This is a genomic window from Streptococcus parasuis (genome assembly GCF_021654455.1).
GTDB lineage: Bacteria > Bacillota > Bacilli > Lactobacillales > Streptococcaceae > Streptococcus > Streptococcus parasuis.
Map to the genome: position 1 here is coordinate 1,311,127 of NZ_AP024276.1, position 19,644 is coordinate 1,330,770.

Below are 19,644 nucleotides of genomic sequence, written 5' to 3' on the forward strand. Positions count from 1 at the left end.
ATATAATAGTTTTGAAAAAGGGATTGAGTTAGCGCTCAATCCCAGTAGAACCGTTTTAAAGACGGGACGAATATGAATAACAGTCAACTGCTAATCTACTCGGTCAAAGTTTCATAGCGGTTGACTGTCTTTTATTTTTTACGATTGTTAAAAATAAATGTCAGTAGCACAATTAGTAACGTGCCAAACTGAAACATCAGCCCGAGGGCCTCTGCGACAGACATTGCGGCAAACCTTTCTAGATTGGTACTGCATAGGCACCACCTCCCAAAATAGATTTCCGCCCCGCTTTTGGAACTTTTCTACTGTACTATTATACCATATTTTTCACAGATTTTACATAGATTTCAAAGCTCGCTCAAATTTCATATAGCATTTGTCAAACGAATTTAGTTTGTGATATAATAGTTTTGAAAAAGGGATTGAGCGCCAACTCAATCCTAGTAGGACCGCTTTAAGACGGTGGTTCGTGTCATACTAATTTAGAAATAGCCGTCACTCCCCAAAGTTTTGACGGCTATTTCTTTTTATCATCTTTGAAGATTGTATAGCACAAACTTGTCAAGGCGATTGTGAAACCACCAAAACTCAATAAAGTTTGTACCACTTCAAACACTGATCCCCCGCCTCCGACGTTCAATTTTTGAAACGATATTTTTCAAAAATTGAACTAGTGCGAACCTTAGACAAATCGCTTAGGATTTGTCGTTACTTGATGAGCAAGTTTACTTGCCATCAAGTTTAGGTTAGCCTCTCACTTAGAAAGTAACCACCGTCTTTCTCCTACATCTATTCATGGATATAGGAGCACTTTTCTACTGTTCAATTATACCATATTTTTCACAGGTTTTTCTGTGGATTTTTTTTGAATTTTACCATTCTCCGTGTATTATTTTGAAACTTTCAATCTTTTACATAAAAATAAACCTAGAATTTTCTAAATTAATATGGTAAAATAGTAAACTAGTAAAGCATTTGCGAGGTGGACCGTATATGAAAACAGAATTTATCAAAGAAAAAGCTAAATCAGCGTTTAACCTTAATGCGCTTACTTCCCCATTAATGGGGATAGTTTTGTTAATTGTAGGGGAAATGCTAGGATTGATTGTATATGCTCCGATAATTTCATTTATTCCGTATGATAACAATCCATTTCTCTCGCTTAGCTTAGATTTATTTGCTTTTATATTTATTAGTTTAGTTGTGATTCTTTGGTCTCGCTGTGTTGAAAAAAGCCCGTGGTTAGGACTTGGGTTTACTAAAAAAGGGGCTGGAAAAGATTTTCTACTCGGTTGGGGTATCGGAGCGACAATGCTAACCACTTGTGCACTCATCATGTGGGGATTGGGGGCGATTGAATTTACTAGCATCCAGTTCTCTATAAAATTACTCGGAGAATTCTTTGTACTAATCCTAGCTTGGTCAATCCAAGGTACAACAGAAGAGATATTATCAAGAGGATGGATGTTTTCATCACTTTCAGCCAAACACACTATTCCTGTTGGTATCCTTATTTCCTCGCTCTTTTTCACATTTCTTCATTTAGGAAATCATGCTATCTCACTCATACCGCTTTTGGATCTCACATTGTTTGGTATTTTAGCCTGTTTGTTGATGCTCAAAACAGGTAATATTTGGACAATTGGTGGCTTGCATGCTGCCTGGAATTGTTTCCAAGGAAATGTCTTTGCATTTCCAGTTAGCGGTACACAAGCTGGCCAGGCCTTTATACAAGTTGGTATCACAGGACCTGAATGGCTATCTGGCGGTGATTTTGGGGTCGAAGGTTCTGTAATTAGCCTGTTTGTTCAAAGTGGAATGATCGCTTGGCTTGTCTATGACCTCTATTTTAATCATAAAAGAAAATCCTAATAAACAACAAAAGACTGTTGACGATCACTCGCTAACAGTCTTTATTTTTGCTTTTATGGCTTCGTAAAAAATTGTCCTAGCTATATGGTAATATGGTTGAACAAAAATAGACAACAAATGTAAAGTTACCAATTCACCGACAAACCAGCCTAGAAATGATAGATCTAGACGAATTCGTTGCCAATAGTTTCCTTTCATTAAGAGGCGACTCTCTCTTAATACATTCAGCGGGTTGGTGTAACTTGCATTATCTAAATGATCAAACAGGACAAAAACAGTCTGAGAATAGGCGTAGTAAACAAGAAAATACAAGACGATGCCAACTATAAAAAGAATCACTCCTCTAGCCATCATTTGATCAGGCTGATGAGAAGCCAGCTCTGCCATTGCCCCAGGAGAAAGCACCATCAAGCTCCTCATAGTAAGACCGATAAGCCATAAGGCGGAACCTATCGTGGCGGGTAAACCTGCTACCATGAGAATCAAATACTGAAAGAGTAAGGTCACGCAAATAGGTTTTGCCCAATCCGTTTTGAGTAGTGAAAAGCAATCTTTCAGAGTGACTTCCTGTCTATCACCTCTGACTAATTCCAGCAGATGAAAACAAGCAAGCCCAATCAAAAGCTGTAATAAAAGCTGGATTCCTTCACGAGCAAAGTAAGCTAATGTAACAGATGAAACTAAGCGACTCTCTACCAATGAACTATCTTGTCGTAGACTCAGAAAAGTAAATAGACGAAAAATAGTCGTTGATAAGGCATAGCAAATAGCTAGCAAAATGGATGGCAAGAACAGGATCGTTGTCCCCTTGGTTCGCTCACGAATAGCCATCGCTCTAGATACGATATTGTTCGTCGTCATTTCCATCTCCCTTCCATTTTCATTCCTTATGCATCTGTTTTCATATTGGAAATCATCGTTCTATACACTACTACGGTATTTGATAAACACTCACTTTTAACTATAGTATATAACTTTTTTCATCTGTTTTCCATTAATTTCTATCGAAACATGCTAAAATCCCTTCGATTTGAAGGGATTCGCTACGATTTATCGATTAATGTGCTTGTGACACTCACAACTTAAGCAGGGGTTGAAGTGACGATTGTTTTTTCATTGGAAAAAGCCAAAGGATTCTTAGCTATTAAATCTTCATAAAACAGCGCTTGACAGGTCCAATAATAAGGGAACACATAGAGTCCTAGGAGTCCCAACGTTAAGATGACGCCAATAAACCAGCCAATAAAAGAAAGATCTAACAAGAATCGACGCCATTTATTCCCACTCATCAATTGCCAACTTTGTTTAAATATCTTGAAGGGTGATGTGTATAAATCCTTGTCCAAATAGTCATATAGCAAAAAGGTGACCTGACTGAGCCCATAATTAATATATAAATTCAAAACAATCCCAACTAGCATAAGTATGAGACCTAAATACAAATTTGTCGAATTGAAAAGGTTCGAAAAATTCGGAGAATATCCAACAGGCGCTTCAACAATAACAATTGAATTATAAAAGGAAAGTAATATCAATGCAACTCCCACTGTAGTTGGAAATGCAGCAACATAGAGAAAAATTTGTTTCAATAAAATGGTCACTACAATCGGTAAAAAATTTTTACCATCAAGCAGAGAAAAGCAATCTTTGAACGAAACGATACTTTTCTCTTTACGGACCACTCTAATCAATTGAAAACAAGCTGTTACAAGCAAGCATTGTACTAAGAAATCAAAGAGGGAAGACGGACCAAGTGAAATATAATGAATAGTGCGCGTCACACCATTTTTCACAAAAGTATTTCCCCATAAAACAATACCTGCCTGTCCCCACATCCTATCTAAAACATCTGATAGGACCATAATGAGAACAGGGGCTAAAAATAAGGTCATCATCCCATCCGTACTTTCACGAATGGCTGTTGCTTTAGCACGAATATCTCGATTTGACATCGCACTTCTCCTTTCATATTTGTGTCTCTCATTAAATATATTATACTATCTTATTTTTTAATTTTCCAGCATTTCTATAAAAAAATTGTAGAAAAAATCCCTTCAAATAAAGAAGAGATAAGCATTATTATTTTGCTTCAGAATGACCATACCCATAGAAGAAATAAATGAACATGCCAATTACTAAGGCAATTCCAAAAGCTAACCAAGTATCAAGACTATATTGGAACATAAAGGAAAGACAAATCAGAATTGATAAAATAGGCAATAAGGGTACCAGCGGTGTTTTAAACTGACCTTCTTTTGGCAACCCATCTATTTGTCTAAGACGAATGATACCGACTGCTAACATCATCAAATAGGCTAAGGTACAAATATTCAGAAAGGAAGCAATGGTTGCTAAGGGGAAAATACCCGCACAGATCGCCGCAAATATTCCAACCAGTATCGTCGCATTCTTTGGAACCTTACTGGTTTTGGTCAATTGACTCAAGGATTTCGGCAATAAACCATCGCGACTAATCGAATACACCATCCGTGAGAGTGCATAAGTCATCGAGATACATACTGTAATCAAGGTCAGAATGGCCACAACAGAAATATAGCTTGCTGCCCAACCTAAACCAACCTCTCGCAAAGCAAAAGCAACTGCATCTGCCACATTCAACTTAGAATAATGCACCATCCCTGTTAAGACTAATGTCACTATAATGTACAATATTGTGACAATGAAGAGGGATAAGACGATTCCCTTTGGCACATTCTTTTCAGGTGTTTTTACCTCATCTATAGCTAGCGAAATGGATTCAAAACCAAGAAAGGCAAAGAACATGAGAGAAGCTCCTGCCATTATACCTGCTTGACCACCGTAAATCGCTCCAAACCCAAAGGGCGCAAAATCAGCCCAATTGGACGGTTTGATAAAGAACATACCAGCAATTACAAACAAGGCCAAGGCAGAGAATTTTAAGATAACTAAGGCTGAATTAAAACGAAGGGCCGCCTTAGAATTTAGTAAAACAACCCCTATTACGAAAAACAAGACCAGAACTGGTAAGAGGTCCACATAAGTACCCGCAGCAGGGTTGAAGGTCCCATTCAATGCAGTTGGCATTGAAATACCAAAATGAGCTAAGAGACCTTTCAAATAAGCACCCCATCCCGATGCAACACTTGAAACAGCTGTCAAGAACTCCATAATGGTCAGCCAACCAGCAATCCAAGCAGGAAATTCCCCGAAAACCGTGTAGAGATACCCATAAGCTCCGCCGTTCGTAGGTATTCGTGAGGCAAATTCAGCATAGAATAATGCTGTCAAACCAACTGAAATTGCTGCTATTACGATAGAAATAACTAAGGCAGGACCAGCATATTGGGCAGCAGCCAATCCCGTCACTGTAAAAATACCTGTTCCCACCATTGAACCAATCCCTAAAAAGATCAAATCAACCAAACCCAAGTGACGCCGCATTTGACTACTACGCTCCCCTACCTGTTTTTTCCTCAACAGATTCATAAACAACTCCTAAACCATAGATTGTTGATAAGATATCATCCTAGATAAACGTTCTCATATTCTTTGAAAATCACTAGAAAAAATCACAACGCTCCATTATACAATAAAAACCAGCATTTCGCACGAAAATAAAAAAAGCGAAAAATCGTCTGACATCATCAGACAATCTTCCACTTCTTCTTATTCAGGATTGATGACAACCTGTTGCAAGTAATTCTTTTTATCCAATTGACCAGTAAATTGATCGCCTACCTTGATAAATGGCAGCTGGTCTGTACTGTCTTCAGTAGCCTTAACCTTATAAATCTTGCCTTCCGATTGGATATAATATACCGTTGACCCACCAATCATTTGGCTGGCAACTGCTTCCACCTTGCCCGTTACCACTTCAGTAGGTTGACTCGAATCTCCATTTGTCGTAGTCGCAAGTCCAGCTAGACTAGAAGCATCCCTACCAGTAACTTGTGAAATTAAGCTGGCCACATCATTGTTCACTGTGACTTGTTGGTAATCTTCTGCATCTACTAATGCATAAGATTTAACCAAACCTGCATCATCTTTTAGGGATACCAAATAGTATGCTGTATCCGCTAATTTGACTAAACTTGGAGCAGTTGCTTTGTAGCCTTTCTCCTGCACTTCCCCTTCTGCTGACTCTTGAGCAGCTGACTCTGTTGCCGAAGCCAATTTGTAGTTAGTAATTTCGCGAGTACGCATATTGACTAGGATAAAACCAAGGTTTGATGAATCCGCTGTCGCTGAGGTAATACCGGTATAGAGATAAATATCTGAACCGATGGAAATATAATTATAACTATCCGTAGTATTTTTCACACCTGTTTGGCTGAAAATGGTATTCCAAAAACCATTCTGGTAAGTGTAATGATCATCAACACGACTGATGACATTTTCAGCAGAATAAACTCGGTCCACCCACTCAGGAATCTCTTCAAGACGATACTCCTTGCTTTCTCCTGTAACCGCATCTAACACAATAGCACCAATTGGATCATGTGAGGACAGTCCAAATTTTGGCTCGTATATCGTTGCAATATAATAGGGATTCCCTTTGTCATCCACTTCAAACGAAGGCTTACCAAAAATAGTTGTTGGGTACTGGAGACGAAGATGCCGCAGAGTATCATTAAGTAAAAACTCAGAATCAGAGTAATGCATGGCTTCGTTCAACTTGGCAAGTTCTGCCTTACCTGTCGTCTGATTTACTTTTACATAGTAACCAATACCATCTTGGTGATTGCTCAGCCATTTCCAAAAACTCTTATACTCCAATGGAGACACACGAAACGGTTGCTGTCCGATTGTAATTTGGCGGTAGTCATTCGAAATACCAAACTGTGAAACCTTATCGATGGTACCCAGATAGGTATCACCAATCTTCTCAGCTGACGCACGATCTAAAAGTGCCAATTTTGAAATATCGGTCTCAGGAAAATCTGTTTTAAAATCCGCTTCTTCCACAGTCACTACTGAAGAATAATCTTTCGCACGAAAAATATGAGAATTGATGACCCCTAGAACGATAATCAGCAAAACAACTACAACCCAAACACGGCCCAACCAACTGAGATAAGTCGGTAATTTCCCCGACGAAAATTGGTAAGACTCCACTTGACGATTACGACCTGAAATCTTGGAAACTTTCCGAATCGGACTAGCTTTGCTAGTGATTGCGAGTACAATCCACAGCAAGCCAAAAGACTGAAGAATGAAAAACCAAAATTCTAGACTCAAAAAATTGAAAGCTGGTAGCTGAAACCAATAGTAAACTAGGATTTCCAAAATGAGAGCAAGCCAGAGAAAACCACTCAATATTCTTTTCATATATACCTCCACAAGCATTAATTTATTAGTTATATTATAACATAGTTTTGGTATTTTCATACAAGTAACTAAAACATATTTCCAAACTCCCTATTCGCTCGGAATCAGTATTTTTGATATAATATTAGTCAGAACAAACTAGAAAAGGAACCATATGAAACTTATTTCTTGGAACATTGATTCCCTAAATGCCGCTCTTACAGCTGAATCTCCTCGTGCATTGCTGTCACGCGCCGTCATTGAAACTCTTGTAGCAGAGGACGCTGACATCATTGCCATTCAGGAAACCAAGCTATCTGATAAGGGACCTACTAAGAAGCATCTCGAAATATTAGAATCCTATTTTCCTGATTATTTCAATACTTGGCGCTCATCAGTGGAGCCCGCTCGTAAAGGTTATGCAGGAACACTCTTTCTCTATAAGAACCACCTCACTCCTACGATAACATTCCCTGAGATTGGGGCACCAACCACCATGGATGCCGAGGGTCGTATCATCACGCTTGAGTTTGATGACTTTTTTGTTACACAGGTCTATACACCAAATGCAGGCGATGGTTTGAAGAGATTGGCTGACCGCCAAATCTGGGACCTCCAATATGCTGCCTACCTTTCACAACTAGATCGCCAAAAACCGGTTCTCGCAACAGGCGATTACAACGTTGCGCATAAGGAAATCGACCTTGCAAATCCAGCAAGCAATCGCCAGTCCCCAGGTTTTACAGATGAAGAACGTCAGGGCTTTACAAATCTATTAGCCCATGGTTTTACAGATACCTTCCGTCATTTACATGGTGATGTTCTTAACGCCTATACTTGGTGGGCACAACGTAGCCGCACCAGTAAAATCAACAATACTGGCTGGAGAATTGACTACTGGCTAGTTAGTGACAGAGTGGCTGATAAGGTTACCAAATCGGATATGATTGATTCTGGTGCTCGTCAAGACCATACACCAATTGTGATGGAAATTAACGTCTAATCCCCTTACAAACCTAGCAAAAGCTAGGTTTGTAAAATCAACAGATTTGTAAACGGTTGCAAAATATGGTATAATATATATATAAACTAGCAAAGGAGGAGTCATGAATCATAAAAAAATCGAAAGAAAATCTCTTATCGTGTCCTCAATCGTAAATGGATTGAGCGGAACAGCGGGTCTGGCTGTGTACATTATAACAGGATTAAACGCACTACTCTTAGATGGTGTCTTTTCACTGATTGCTTTTGTTTCCTCCATGGTAGCCTTTTATATTTCAAAAAATAGCCATCGGAAAACAACCACTTTTCCACAGGGACTCTATTTTTTAGAACCTCTATATGCCATCATGAAATCACTCGCAACCCTGCTATTATTACTATTTGCAGTATTAGAAACAAGTGCTACTGCTTTTGCCTATTTCGTCAACGGGATTGGTCATACAATGACAACTGGCCCAGTTGTTCCCTACACAATAACCATGTTCCTTGTTTGTATGGGACTCTATTTCTATAATCGCCACATGAGTGCAAGATTAAACCACATGTCCATTATTATCCAAGCAGAGTCTAAGGGAAATTTAGTTGATGGACTTATTTCAGGAGCCATCGGTTTGGCTGTCATTCTCCTTCACTTCATCCCAATCAGCAGTCCATTCGGTTTTTTACATTACACAGGGGACTTTTTCCTAACTGTGGTTCTAGCTCTCATTTCCTTTAAAGAACCATGGGATGGGCTGGTTGTTTCCTTTAGAGAATTGGCAAACGGGACCATACAAGCTCCCGAAATTCACGATTCCATTTATCAAATTGTAGAAACCTATTTAGATGACCATGCGGGCAATATTGAAATACATATTTTCAAGCAGGGAATGAATATACGAGTAAAGATCAACCTGCACAATGTTCAACATGAAATTGTTAGAAAACTGCTGGAAGATAAGCAGCAAATGCTCTATCTACTAAAGAAGAAACACGAATACATTTCCGTCGAATACGCATTATGAAAAAAATCTCGATCTTTCAAAGGTCGAGATTTTCATATTTGGTTCGGTAACCAATCTGTAGAATTTTACCGTCTTTGATCAACAAAGGGCGTTTGATAAGCATACCATCATTTGCGAGTAAACCAAGTGCATCTTCTAAAGTCAGACTGTCAAATTTATCCTTCAAACCTAACTCGCGATAGCTATTTCCGGAGGTATTGAAGTATTTTTTCAATTCAAATCCTGTCGCCTCCATCCAGTCTTTTAATTGACTTGCACTTGGTGGGGTCGTTTTGATATCAATCGCTTCAAATTCCACACCTAATTTGATTAACTCAGACTTAGCTGCACGACAAGTAGAACATTTTGGATATTCATAAAATAAAATCATTTCTTTACCTCAAATCCTGGAATTTCATGTTGCAAGAGCCAGATTTTCTTGTCTAGACCGCCAGCATAACCTGTCAATTTTCTATCCCCACTTAATACTCTATGGCATGGAATAATAATGGATAGGGGGTTACGACCTACCGCGCCACCAATAGCCTGACCTGATTGAATACCAAGTTCTTTGGCAATTTGCCCATAAGTAGTCGTTTGACCCGCAGGAATTTCTTGCAATATCTTCCAAACTTTTAACTGAAATGCTGTCCCTCTTAGATCAAGTGGCAGGGGACTAAAATCTGGATTTTCCCCAGAAAAATAGCTTATTAACAAGTCACATGCTTGCTCTAAGACATGATGAGAAGTGACAGATACCTCTTCCGTCACTCCTTTTTCATAATACTTCTGTCCCTCAAACCAAGCGCCCATCAAGCCTTTATCACTAGTTATAAGGGAGATTGAGCCTAAGGGACTCTTATAGATTTGTTTATATAGCATTATTTATGTTTAATTACTCGCACTTTTGTAATCGCATCTGCCGCCTTGAATTTTTCGACCAAATTCGCGATTTTGGTTTCATCAGATTCATCTAAATCCAACAATGTATAGGCGTAATCACCTTTAGATCGGTTAATGATGTTATCGATGTTAATCCCTAATTCAGATACAGCCGTTGTAATACTTGCAACAATATTTGGCACATTTTTATTGATCAAGGTAATACGGTACGGTGCATCCAAGAACTGTTTCACATTCGGGAAGTTAACTGAATTAATGATTTCACCAGTTTCCATAAAACGACGAATGGTCTGACCAGCAGCAATAGCACAATTCAGTTCAGCCTCTTCTGTTGATCCACCAACGTGTGGAAAGACGATAATATTTTCTTTGTTGAGAACTTCCTCGGTACCGAAGTCGGTAATATAGTTCTTAATCACTCCCGCTTCAATTGCCTCGAAAAGGTCTGCATTGACAACCAATTCGCCACGAGCAAAATTAATGAGGGTTGTTCCTTTTTTCATCTGTCCAAAACTATCTGAATTGAAAAGTCCACGAGTCTTATCTGTCAATGGTACATGAACAGTAATGTAATCGGCGTTGGTGAAAATTTCCTTTAAATCATCCACACGTTTGACGTGGCTTGAAATCGTCCAAGCTGTTTCAACAGACACATAGGGATCATAACCAAGAACATTCATTCCCAAACGACGTGCATCATTCGCAATACGGGCACCAATTGCACCCAAGCCGATGACACCCAAGGTTTTTCCTGAAATCTCTGTTCCTGCAAATTGTTTCTTACCTGCTTCAACTTGCTTTGGCACATCGTCTCCTGAAAGGGTGTTGGCCCATGCAGTCGCACCGATATAGTCACGAGCTGACAAGAGGATGGAAGCAATAACTGCTTCTTTTACCGCATTGGCATTGGCACCAGGAGTGTTGAAAACTACAATTCCCTTCTCAGTTGCTTCTTCAATTGGAATATTGTTGGTTCCAGCACCTGCACGAGCAATCGCTTTTAGATTTTCAGGAAAATCAAATCCATGCAAGTTTTCAGAACGAATAATAAAGGCATCAGGATTATTTGCATGATCGCCATCAATCTGGAATTTATTGCCCAATTCTTTCAGGCCAACTTGGTTGATATTATTAAAAGTACGTACGCTAAAAACCATTTATTTTTACCTAAAAAGGCGGAATAGCTACCGCCTTTTCTTTCTATATTTCATTAATTATTTCCGAGTAACCAACGGTCGTCTTCATCAATCTCTTGATAAAGACTACGTTCGTTCTTGTGTTTGATTTTTTTATAAGCTAACCGTTCTCCATCTATTGGAACCTTTCCACAGTAGACATAGCCCAGTTTTTGTAATATATGTTGCATTGCTTTATTTTGCTCATGAGTATCACAGCGGAAATCTGATCCTTTTTGCCCTTCAATTAAGCCTTGCAAAAAGGTTTGAATAACTCCCTGACCACGAAACTCATTCGAAGTTGCTACTCTATGGAAAGTGGTATAGACAGGATTGTTATGGTGCCATTTTCCATCATAAATTGCCTCATACTCTTCTTCCTGACCACGGTTAACCGCTGCATACGCAGCCACTTTTCCGTCCACTAAGCCAACATACCCACGTCCAGAAAGGATATCATCAAAGATATTGTCTTTATTGGGATACTCTCCCTGCCATTGATGAATATCAGAAGATGCTAGAAAAGCCCTAGCTTCTTCAAGAATATTGACAATAGCCTCTATCTCGTTTGGATGCGCTAATCTAATTTCCATTAAGCATTCTCCGCAGCAAATTTCTTCATGAATTCGATCAAATCAACCACACCTTGACGTGGAAAGGCATTGTATAATGATGCCCGCATTCCACCAACTGAACGGTGACCTTTGATATTCTTAAATCCAGCTGCAGTTGCTTCTTTGACAAATTTTGCATCCAATTCTTCACTTGGTGAAACAAAAGGAATATTAGCTACTGAACGCTCCTCTTTTTTGCGAACAGGATTTGTGTAGAAATCAGACTGGTCGATATAGTCATAAAGCAAACCAGATTTTTCGCGGTTGATTTTTTCCATCTCATCAACACCACCAATTTCTTTCACCCAATCAAAGACAAGTTTAGAAATATAGATAGAGTATGCTGGCGGAGTATTATATAGAGACTCATTTTCAGCTTGAATACGGTAGTCCAACATGCTTGAAAGCATAGGTTGATCATTGAGGAAGTCCTCACGAACAATCACCACTGTCACACCAGCAGGACCAATGTTCTTCTGTGCACCAGCATAAATCATGGCAAAATCTTCAACATTATAGCGAGCTGCTAAGATGTTTGAAGACATGTCAGCAATCACTGGCACACCATTGGTGTCAGGAATATCATATACTGCTGTACCTTCAATAGTGTTATTTGTTGTCAAATGCACATAGGCTGCACTTGGATCAATCTCATTTTTATCGAAAGTTGGCAATTCTGCATAGGTAATATCTTCAGTTGAACCAAGCAAAATTGGTTCGAAGGCAATCGTTTTAGACAACTTCACTGCCTCTGTATAGGCTTTTTTGCCCCATGAACCACCTACAAGATAGTAAGCTTTTTTGCCTTGAGCAAAGTTGAGCGGAATCATTGTGAATTCTAATGATGCTCCCCCTTGCAAGAAAATAACTTTATAGTTATCAGGAATCGCCATCAATTCACGAAGTGTTGCCTCAGCACTCTTTATAATATCATCAAAGTCCTTGGAGCGATGCGACATCTCCAAAACACTCATTCCCGAACCATTGTAGTCCAAGAATTCAGCTTGGGCGCGTTCAAGTACTGGTTTTGGCAATACTGCAGGACCTGCAGAAAAGTTGTAGATTGTCATAAAATCCCTCCAATATGTTAGTCTGTTCATTATATCACAAATATTCAGACAATTCCATAAAATGTTTAAATTTCGTAAAAATATTCGGTTTTAGGTCTAATATTCTTACAAAACTAGACTTTTTATCCCGATTTCGATGTTTTTTCTTTTATATTCTCTCACATAGTTCATAATAATTGCAAATTTATACACCATACATTAACAAATAATGAGAAAACACCACTTTTCAGGATGAAAAAAATGACTAGCACTGCTAATCATTTTAGATGACTGGGTCAATATTTAATTCTGGTATGATCCTTGTTAAAAATTGCTTGGTTCGTTCTTCTTTCGGTCGAGCGAAAAATTGTTTGGGCTCGCCCTCTTCGATAATATGGCCACCTTCCATAAAGATGACATGATTGGCGACATCTCTAGCAAAACTCATTTCATGCGTAACCACTACCATCGTAATACCCTCCTGGGCCAATTCCTTCATGACCGACAAGACGTCACCAATTAACTCTGGGTCTAAAGCAGAAGTTGGCTCATCAAACAGGATAACATCTGGTTTTACCGCAATAGCACGCGCAATACCTATTCGTTGCTGCTGCCCACCTGAAAGCTGACTCGGATAGGCATCTCGTTTGTCCGATAAACCAACCTTCGCTAGGGCTTTTTCCGCAATTTCTAAGGCTTCAGCTTTTGGAATTTTCCTTGCAATCACTAATCCTTCTAAGATATTTTCAATAGCTGTTTTATTGGCAAATAGATTATAATTTTGAAAAACAAAGGCTGTTTTTTGACGAATTTCTAATACTTCTTTTCGGCTGATTTTGGCCAAATCATAGTCTTTTCCATCCAGAGTCAATTGCCCTGCGTCAGCCTTCTCCAAATAATTAAGGGTCCTCAAGAAAGTTGTCTTTCCAGAACCAGATGGACCGAGAATGACAACGACATCTCCCTGATCAACCCTTAAACTAACACCGTCCAAAACCTTTTTTTCACCAAAGGATTTCTCAATATTTTTAACTTCTAACATAAATTCTCCTATACAAGTTTTACATAATTTTCAAGTTTGTTAAATAGAAATTGAATGAGGCCACAAATGAGAATATACATTAAGAAAATGACAAGATACGATTCAAAATATTGATAACCATAAGCTGCCTCTACTTTTGCGATAGCTGTAATATCTTTTACCGTCATGACAAAAACCAATGACGTTCCTTTCACAAGATTGATGACTAAATTACATAAATTTGGAAGGGCTGAGCGTAAAGCTTGAGGAAAAATAATTCGAATGAAGGCTTGAGTGTTTGTTAATCCAATGGCTTGAGCAGCCTCTAATTGACCTTTATCAACTGTTAGAATGGCTGAGCGAATTATTTCTGATAGGCTTCCAATGGTAATCAGACTAAATATGACAAACGCATATGCTATAGGAGGAATATTAAATACATTAATCCCAGTTTCCTTGAAAAGATTGTTCAATAAACTTGGAAAAAGACTGTAAAAAAATAATATCAATAATATTTGTGGTGTTGAGCGAATAAATGCAAGATAAATAATTGAAAAACTAGTTACCCCTTTAACCTTATAGTGACGTCCCAAAGCTAAAAGAAGAGCCGGAAAGAAACTAAGTATAATGGAAACAAGCATGATTCCCAGAGTGACTGGAACACCTGCAAGCGTCTTCAAAAATGTAGAAATGATGTATTGAATATCCATATTTAACTCCTTCTATCTACTTGTTTCCAAAGCATTTTCAAAGAATTGATTACCAAGTGCTAAAAGTAATGCTAAACTCCAATATACCACGGCTACTGCTGTATAGGTTTCTAGTGAATAGTTTCCTAAATTTCGTCCAATCAAGAGATTTCCTGCCCCCATGATATCTGCCAATCCAATTGTGTAGGCTAAAGCTGTATCTTTTAATAAATTCAAAATCGCATTACTGATATTGGGAAGAGCAAAACGAAAAGCTTGTGGCAGTAAAATTCTCTGAAAAGTTTGAAATTCTGTCAGACCGATACTTAAACCTGCTTCCATTTGTCCATTCGGTACAGCTAGGTATGCTGATTTAAATACCTCCGAGATCGTGGCAGCATATAAGAGTGTCATGGCAGTTATGACAAAAACTGTACGTGACCATCCGTTCACATCTAAACCTAACCACCATTCTAAGAACTCTGGTAAACCATAAAATACCATGAATAGTAATACAATGGGTGGTGTACATCTCAATACAAAAACATAGCCTTTGGAGATGGAGACAATCACCTCATCTCCATATAACTGTCCCCATGCTAAAAGTGCACCCAATAAACTTCCAATCACAATTGTTACGATTAATATCCATAGTGTTAATGGAAGTGCATAAAGAATTTCAGGCAGAAATTTAAAAACATAAGATAAGTCATACGAAACCATAAACACCTCCAAAATTGTAACAAAAAGGAAAGATCTCAGTATACCATCTGAGCTTTCCCTCAGTTATTTATTTTATTTCGTTACGTATGAGAAGACATCCTCTCCAAAATACTCAGTTGACAATTTCGAAATTGTTCCATCTTCTTTCAATTCTTGAATTGCCTCATCATACGCTTTAGCGAATTCCTCGTTTGCAGACGACTTGTGAATGAGTGGGTAGGTTTCAATTCCCTTATACGGGAACCATGTAAGCTTGTCTGCATATTGATGGTAAGCCCCATCTTCATTTGTCACTGCCTTTTCAAACGAAAGTTTGATATCAAAAAATGCATCATAGCGTCCTTCCAATACCCAGGCATATGCATCCGCAACTGTGAAACTTTCAGATTCTTCCAACTCGATTGGAGTTGATGAATCCTTATTATATTCTTGAATAACATTGTATTGAGCATTCTGCGGTGAAATTGGCACTAATTTTCCACCTGCTGCTGCAAAAGAGTCAATATCTGTGTACTTAGAACTATCTTCTTTACGAATTGTGAATCCAATAATACTTGCTCCAATAGCATTTTCAGGAATGATGAATTTTTCAGCACGTTCAGCAGTATACCACGCCCCCTTTGTACCAATATCATACTTACCTGATTCAAGACCAATTAACAGATTTTCATCACTCGTTCCAACGTACTCAAATTGATAGGCATCCAGTTTCTCATCTATTGCTTTTAGTACTGCAACTTCAAATCCATCACTTTCACCTTTTTCATTAATAAAATCATATGGAGCATAACTCTGTGTATGTGCTACTTTTAATGTAATGACTTCATTACTTGTGCTACTAGCTGTTGTATTCGATGCACTTTCGGACTTACCTGTTAATTGTCTACCTATGATTGTTGCTGCAATTACTGCAATAGCCACACCACCTGTAATTGCCCATTTTTTCTTTGTCATATTCTTCTCTCCTTCATACTGTATCGTTATGCTTGAGCTACCGCTTCACGCACCCATTCAATTCTCTCTGAACTAATATCACTTGGGATAGTACAATCTGCTCCAATTATGATACCCTGTTTCCCATTCTCCGCTATTAATCGCTTGGCTTCTGCCTGAATTTCCTCTTTACTTCCTGTATAGAGTAAGCTATTTTTGGTATTTTCAAATCCACCTAAAACGGTTTTTCCACTGAATAATCGTTGCCCATCTTTCAGTGAAATTCCTTCTGGTTTTACCGCCCAGTTCACCACCTGTACTGGATAATCAGTAAAGACCGTCACATCATTTCTTGCCCCCTCATACCCACAAATATGAAGAATATTATTTCCACCTACACTATCTGCCGCCTCAAGTACAATTAAGTCACTTTCAGAAATATAGCTGATGTAATCTTGACTTTCAATAGTCTCTGATTGAATATTTTGTGCACTATAGTAAATACCATCTGCACCCGCTTCCGTAATAACTTTTTTCGCCAGAGTTGCAATGTCATGTGCAATCACTTTCAATACTTCTCGTAATGTCTCAGGATCCTCTTTCAAGAAACTTGCGACCTGCTCGTCTCCCCCAGCAATCTTGTTAGAAACTTGCCACTTCAAATGGGTCAATGGTGCAAAAATATTATAAACAGCAACAATATCCTCAGTAAAATTTGAACGTACCTGTTTCACCAATTCCACTTGCTGATCGAACCACGGATGATTCTCTCCAATCGATTCAATCTTCGCTAATTCTTTGATGGAAGAAATTCCTTCTTTTATTAATGGATTTGGATAAGAAAAGAAACCATCACTCATAATTTTTACAAAATCAGGATTAACTTCCTCCACAAATTTTTTATGACCAGCAACATTTTTTGAAAAAATTTCTGGTTGATTAAAACCTTTAAAAAATTCATTTTCACTGGCAAAGTGGTACCAAAATCCAACAGGTACACGGTCAACCTCTTCACCTTTAAAAGCTTTTAAAACTAATTCTCGCTTATTTGTCATGTATATTCTCCTTTCGATTTGACATGTTCTTATCTTACCATCACAATTTATACTTGCAAAATCTATATTTTTTATTGTTAGCTATAAGAAAAATTTATTATAAAAGCTAACTATCCATTGCTATAGTTTTTAATAATGGTGTTTAGCATAACACCATCATTTTTGATGAATTTTATCTATTTTAGAACGATTTATATGAGCATTATTCGAGAAAATGCATTTTTGAGATAAAAAATGTAGTATTTTTATAGATTTTCTTTTTCCCCATAGATAAAGACTATCGCGTCATAGTTTATTTGTATTGGAGTTTTACCGAAAATATAGGGTTGGTTTTGCTATAATAACACTAGAAATGGTAAAGGAGGTGCTACATGAATTTACAACAATGTCGGTATGTTGAAGCTGTTGCACGAGCAGGTTCTTTTAGCCAAGCAGCAAAAGAACTGTTTGTGACTCAACCAAATCTGTCAAGCTCTATCAAAGATTTGGAGAATCAACTTGGCGTTAAATTATTTTTGAGATCCAATAAAGGCGTCCGTCTCACTGAAGAGGGACACGATTTTCTTAAGTATGCCAAACGAATCCTGGGCGAGCTCAACCTACTTGAACATCGCTATAGCAGCACCTTCAAGAAAAGTTTTACAGTTGCCTCCCACCATTATGATTTTTTATCCATCCCTCTCGCCAGAATGGCAGAGCTGTATAAAGAGGAATACCAAGATTTTCAATTAATAGAAACTACAACGAAACGGATTCTTGAAAGTGTCGCAAATTTTGAGTCTGATGTTGGTATTATCTATCTAAATCATGACAACAAAGACATACTTGAGCGCTCCTTACACAATCAAGATTTAGAATTTACGTCATTAGGAGATTTTCCAACTCGAGTCTTTTTAGGGAAGCAGCATCCACTTGCTCATTTATCAGAAATATCCGAGGCAGACTTAGTCGGTTACCATCAAGTTCGTTTTCGACAAGATAAATCTGGTATTATTTTTGATGAAGACCTACTTGAAATCCAACAAAGTCAAAATATTATCTATAGCAATGATAGAGGTACTGTGATGAATCTGCTGTGTGCAAGTAATGCTTATGCTTCAGGACTTGGTATCGTGAATAGTTTTATCAAGGAACAAATTGTCCTCATTCCTTTAAAGGATAGTCCAACACATACATTGGGATACGTGACAAATAAAAAAAAGAATATCACAGATATTACTTCCTCTTTTATCAATGAAATTAAGCTGAGTTTGACACCACATACAACTGCATAAACAGCCTAGAATTCATTTTAAAAATGGTTTCTAGGCTGTTTTTTATGCTTAAAAAACAAATTGTTGAATAAAGAGCTTTCAGACAAGGAAATGAAATACAGGTTACTAGAATGTTCTAGGTTGGAAATATGACAAGCTGAGAGTGACGATGTATCAAAGCGAATTCAAATGTCTATACAATATAAAAAAACTAGGCATCAGCCTAGTCCATGATAGATATCGTATACTTCTTGTTTTTTTAGTTGGTAACGTTTGGCTATTTCTTTGATGGCCTGATTGGGTTTCCGACCACCTGCAATTTCCTTTTCTACCTCAGCTTTTAGATCCACTTCTTCAGCTGATGGGCGGTCTTCTTCACCAGCTCCTGCAACAATTATCAGGCATTCTCCCTTAAGCGGGTTTTCTTCAAGATAGGCGAGGAGTTCTGAGATTGAACCTCTTTGGTATTCTTCAAACAGCTTGGTTAACTCCCGAACAATCGTAGCCTGGCGATCACCATAAACCGATAACATATTTTCCAAGGTATCAGCCACACGGTAAGGCGATTCATAAAAAATCTGAGTTTCCGGATAGGCTCTTTTTTCTTGAAAAAATTCCTTTTGTTGTCCTGCTTTCCTCGGTAAAAAACCATAGAAAATATGCGGTTGTGGGGCTAATCCGGATGCGATGAGAGCTGTAATCCCTGCTGAAGCACCAGGTAGGGCAATTACAGGAATATTTTCTTCAATTGCTGCACGCACTAAATCGTGACCAGGATCTGATATGGAAGGCAAACCAGCGTCAGATACTTGAGCAATTGATTGACCAGATTTGAGCCAATCGAGCAAGACAGGAATTTTATCGTGAGCATTGTGTTCATGAAAGGAAGTCTGCTTGGTATCAATCTCAAAATGTTTGAGAAGCAAACCTGTGTTCCTGGTATCTTCCGACGCAATGACATCAACTTCTTTTAAGGTCTGAATGGCTCTAAAGGTCATATCCTGCAAGTTTCCAATCGGGGTGGGGACCAGATAGAGGCTCCCGAAGGGCGACTGACCCTTAAATGATTTTTGTAGTTTCATT

The 19,644-nt window shown here is 38.3% G+C and carries 21 protein-coding genes; 4 read left to right on the plus strand and 17 right to left on the minus strand.

All coding sequences use genetic code 11. The features are described 5' to 3' along the window. Positions 1-131: 131 nt before the first annotated feature. Together L6410_RS11105 and L6410_RS06575 are read right to left on the minus strand one after the other, a co-directional pair. Positions 132-224 (minus strand): putative holin-like toxin, encoded by a 93-nt coding sequence (locus L6410_RS11105; protein WP_221622108.1) that lies wholly within the window; start codon positions 222-224, stop codon positions 132-134. A 293-nt stretch (positions 225-517) separates the two neighbouring features. Continuing rightward, complete coding sequence (locus L6410_RS06575; RefSeq protein ID WP_419579991.1) at positions 518-616, minus strand: putative holin-like toxin; 99 nt, start codon at positions 614-616, stop codon at positions 518-520. A gap of 377 nt (positions 617-993) precedes the next feature. On the opposite strand from L6410_RS06575, the gene L6410_RS06580 reads away from it, so the two are divergent. Further along, complete coding sequence (locus L6410_RS06580; protein WP_237395157.1) at positions 994-1,872, plus strand: CPBP family intramembrane glutamic endopeptidase; 879 nt, start codon at positions 994-996, stop codon at positions 1,870-1,872. Between the two features lie 24 nt (positions 1,873-1,896). On the opposite strand, the gene L6410_RS06585 is transcribed toward L6410_RS06580, so the two are convergent. From L6410_RS06585 to L6410_RS06600, 4 genes are all read right to left on the minus strand, one after another. Beyond that, entirely contained in the window at positions 1,897-2,733 is an 837-nt protein-coding gene (locus L6410_RS06585; RefSeq protein WP_237395158.1) for a DUF975 family protein, read from the minus strand. A 221-nt stretch (positions 2,734-2,954) separates the two neighbouring features. Beyond that, the gene (locus tag L6410_RS06590; protein ID WP_172103641.1) at positions 2,955-3,824 is read right to left on the minus strand and encodes a DUF975 family protein; all 870 of its coding nucleotides are present in this window, start codon (positions 3,822-3,824) and stop codon (positions 2,955-2,957) included. Between the two features lie 127 nt (positions 3,825-3,951). Then, positions 3,952-5,340, minus strand: a complete 1,389-nt coding sequence (locus tag L6410_RS06595) for an amino acid permease (protein ID WP_160864630.1) — start codon at positions 5,338-5,340, stop codon at positions 3,952-3,954. A gap of 180 nt (positions 5,341-5,520) precedes the next feature. After that, positions 5,521-7,182: a hypothetical protein gene (locus L6410_RS06600; protein ID WP_237395159.1), complete on the minus strand. Its 1,662-nt coding sequence runs from the start codon at positions 7,180-7,182 to the stop codon at positions 5,521-5,523. A gap of 154 nt (positions 7,183-7,336) precedes the next feature. Between L6410_RS06600 and L6410_RS06605 the strand changes: the two genes are divergently transcribed. Both L6410_RS06605 and L6410_RS06610 read left to right on the plus strand, forming a co-directional pair. Next, positions 7,337-8,164: an exodeoxyribonuclease III gene (locus L6410_RS06605; protein ID WP_172006080.1), complete on the plus strand. Its 828-nt coding sequence runs from the start codon at positions 7,337-7,339 to the stop codon at positions 8,162-8,164. Between the two features lie 103 nt (positions 8,165-8,267). Continuing rightward, positions 8,268-9,167, plus strand: a complete 900-nt coding sequence (locus L6410_RS06610; RefSeq protein WP_237395160.1) for a cation transporter — start codon at positions 8,268-8,270, stop codon at positions 9,165-9,167. Positions 9,168-9,183: 16 nt separating this feature from the next. On the opposite strand, the gene L6410_RS06615 is transcribed toward L6410_RS06610, so the two are convergent. From L6410_RS06615 to L6410_RS06660, 10 genes are all read right to left on the minus strand, one after another. Continuing rightward, a complete protein-coding gene (locus L6410_RS06615; RefSeq protein WP_172006078.1) occupies positions 9,184-9,537 on the minus strand; it encodes an arsenate reductase family protein in 354 nt (117 codons plus the stop codon). Then, positions 9,534-10,031 (minus strand): methylated-DNA--[protein]-cysteine S-methyltransferase, encoded by a 498-nt coding sequence (locus L6410_RS06620; protein ID WP_419580016.1) that lies wholly within the window; start codon positions 10,029-10,031, stop codon positions 9,534-9,536. The genes L6410_RS06615 and L6410_RS06620 overlap by 4 nt, the downstream gene beginning before the upstream one ends. After that, a complete protein-coding gene (locus tag L6410_RS06625) occupies positions 10,028-11,206 on the minus strand; it encodes a 3-phosphoglycerate dehydrogenase family protein (protein ID WP_024404903.1) in 1,179 nt (392 codons plus the stop codon). The genes L6410_RS06620 and L6410_RS06625 overlap by 4 nt, the downstream gene beginning before the upstream one ends. A gap of 53 nt (positions 11,207-11,259) precedes the next feature. Then, the gene (locus L6410_RS06630; protein ID WP_237395162.1) at positions 11,260-11,817 is read right to left on the minus strand and encodes a GNAT family N-acetyltransferase; all 558 of its coding nucleotides are present in this window, start codon (positions 11,815-11,817) and stop codon (positions 11,260-11,262) included. Continuing rightward, entirely contained in the window at positions 11,817-12,908 is a 1,092-nt protein-coding gene (serC, locus tag L6410_RS06635) for a 3-phosphoserine/phosphohydroxythreonine transaminase (RefSeq protein WP_237395163.1), read from the minus strand. The genes L6410_RS06630 and serC overlap by 1 nt, the downstream gene beginning before the upstream one ends. A 262-nt stretch (positions 12,909-13,170) precedes the next feature. Continuing rightward, positions 13,171-13,929, minus strand: a complete 759-nt coding sequence (locus L6410_RS06640) for an amino acid ABC transporter ATP-binding protein (protein ID WP_172024925.1) — start codon at positions 13,927-13,929, stop codon at positions 13,171-13,173. 8 nt (positions 13,930-13,937) lie between these two features. Beyond that, positions 13,938-14,618, minus strand: a complete 681-nt coding sequence (locus L6410_RS06645) for an amino acid ABC transporter permease (RefSeq protein WP_237395164.1) — start codon at positions 14,616-14,618, stop codon at positions 13,938-13,940. Between the two features lie 12 nt (positions 14,619-14,630). Next, on the minus strand, positions 14,631-15,320 hold the full coding sequence (locus L6410_RS06650; protein ID WP_172103649.1) for an amino acid ABC transporter permease: 690 nt from the start codon (positions 15,318-15,320) through the stop codon (positions 14,631-14,633). A 72-nt stretch (positions 15,321-15,392) separates the two neighbouring features. After that, on the minus strand, positions 15,393-16,274 hold the full coding sequence (locus L6410_RS06655; protein WP_237395165.1) for a transporter substrate-binding domain-containing protein: 882 nt from the start codon (positions 16,272-16,274) through the stop codon (positions 15,393-15,395). Between the two features lie 26 nt (positions 16,275-16,300). Next, entirely contained in the window at positions 16,301-17,308 is a 1,008-nt protein-coding gene (locus tag L6410_RS06660; protein ID WP_237395166.1) for a uroporphyrinogen decarboxylase family protein, read from the minus strand. Positions 17,309-17,679: 371 nt separating this feature from the next. Between L6410_RS06660 and L6410_RS06665 the strand changes: the two genes are divergently transcribed. Continuing rightward, positions 17,680-18,582 (plus strand): LysR family transcriptional regulator, encoded by a 903-nt coding sequence (locus tag L6410_RS06665; protein WP_172129801.1) that lies wholly within the window; start codon positions 17,680-17,682, stop codon positions 18,580-18,582. 197 nt (positions 18,583-18,779) lie between these two features. Here the strand turns inward: L6410_RS06665 and rsmI are convergent, their stop codons facing one another. Continuing rightward, positions 18,780-19,643, minus strand: a complete 864-nt coding sequence (gene rsmI / locus L6410_RS06670; protein WP_160863842.1) for a 16S rRNA (cytidine(1402)-2'-O)-methyltransferase — start codon at positions 19,641-19,643, stop codon at positions 18,780-18,782. Position 19,644: the final 1 nt, after the last annotated feature.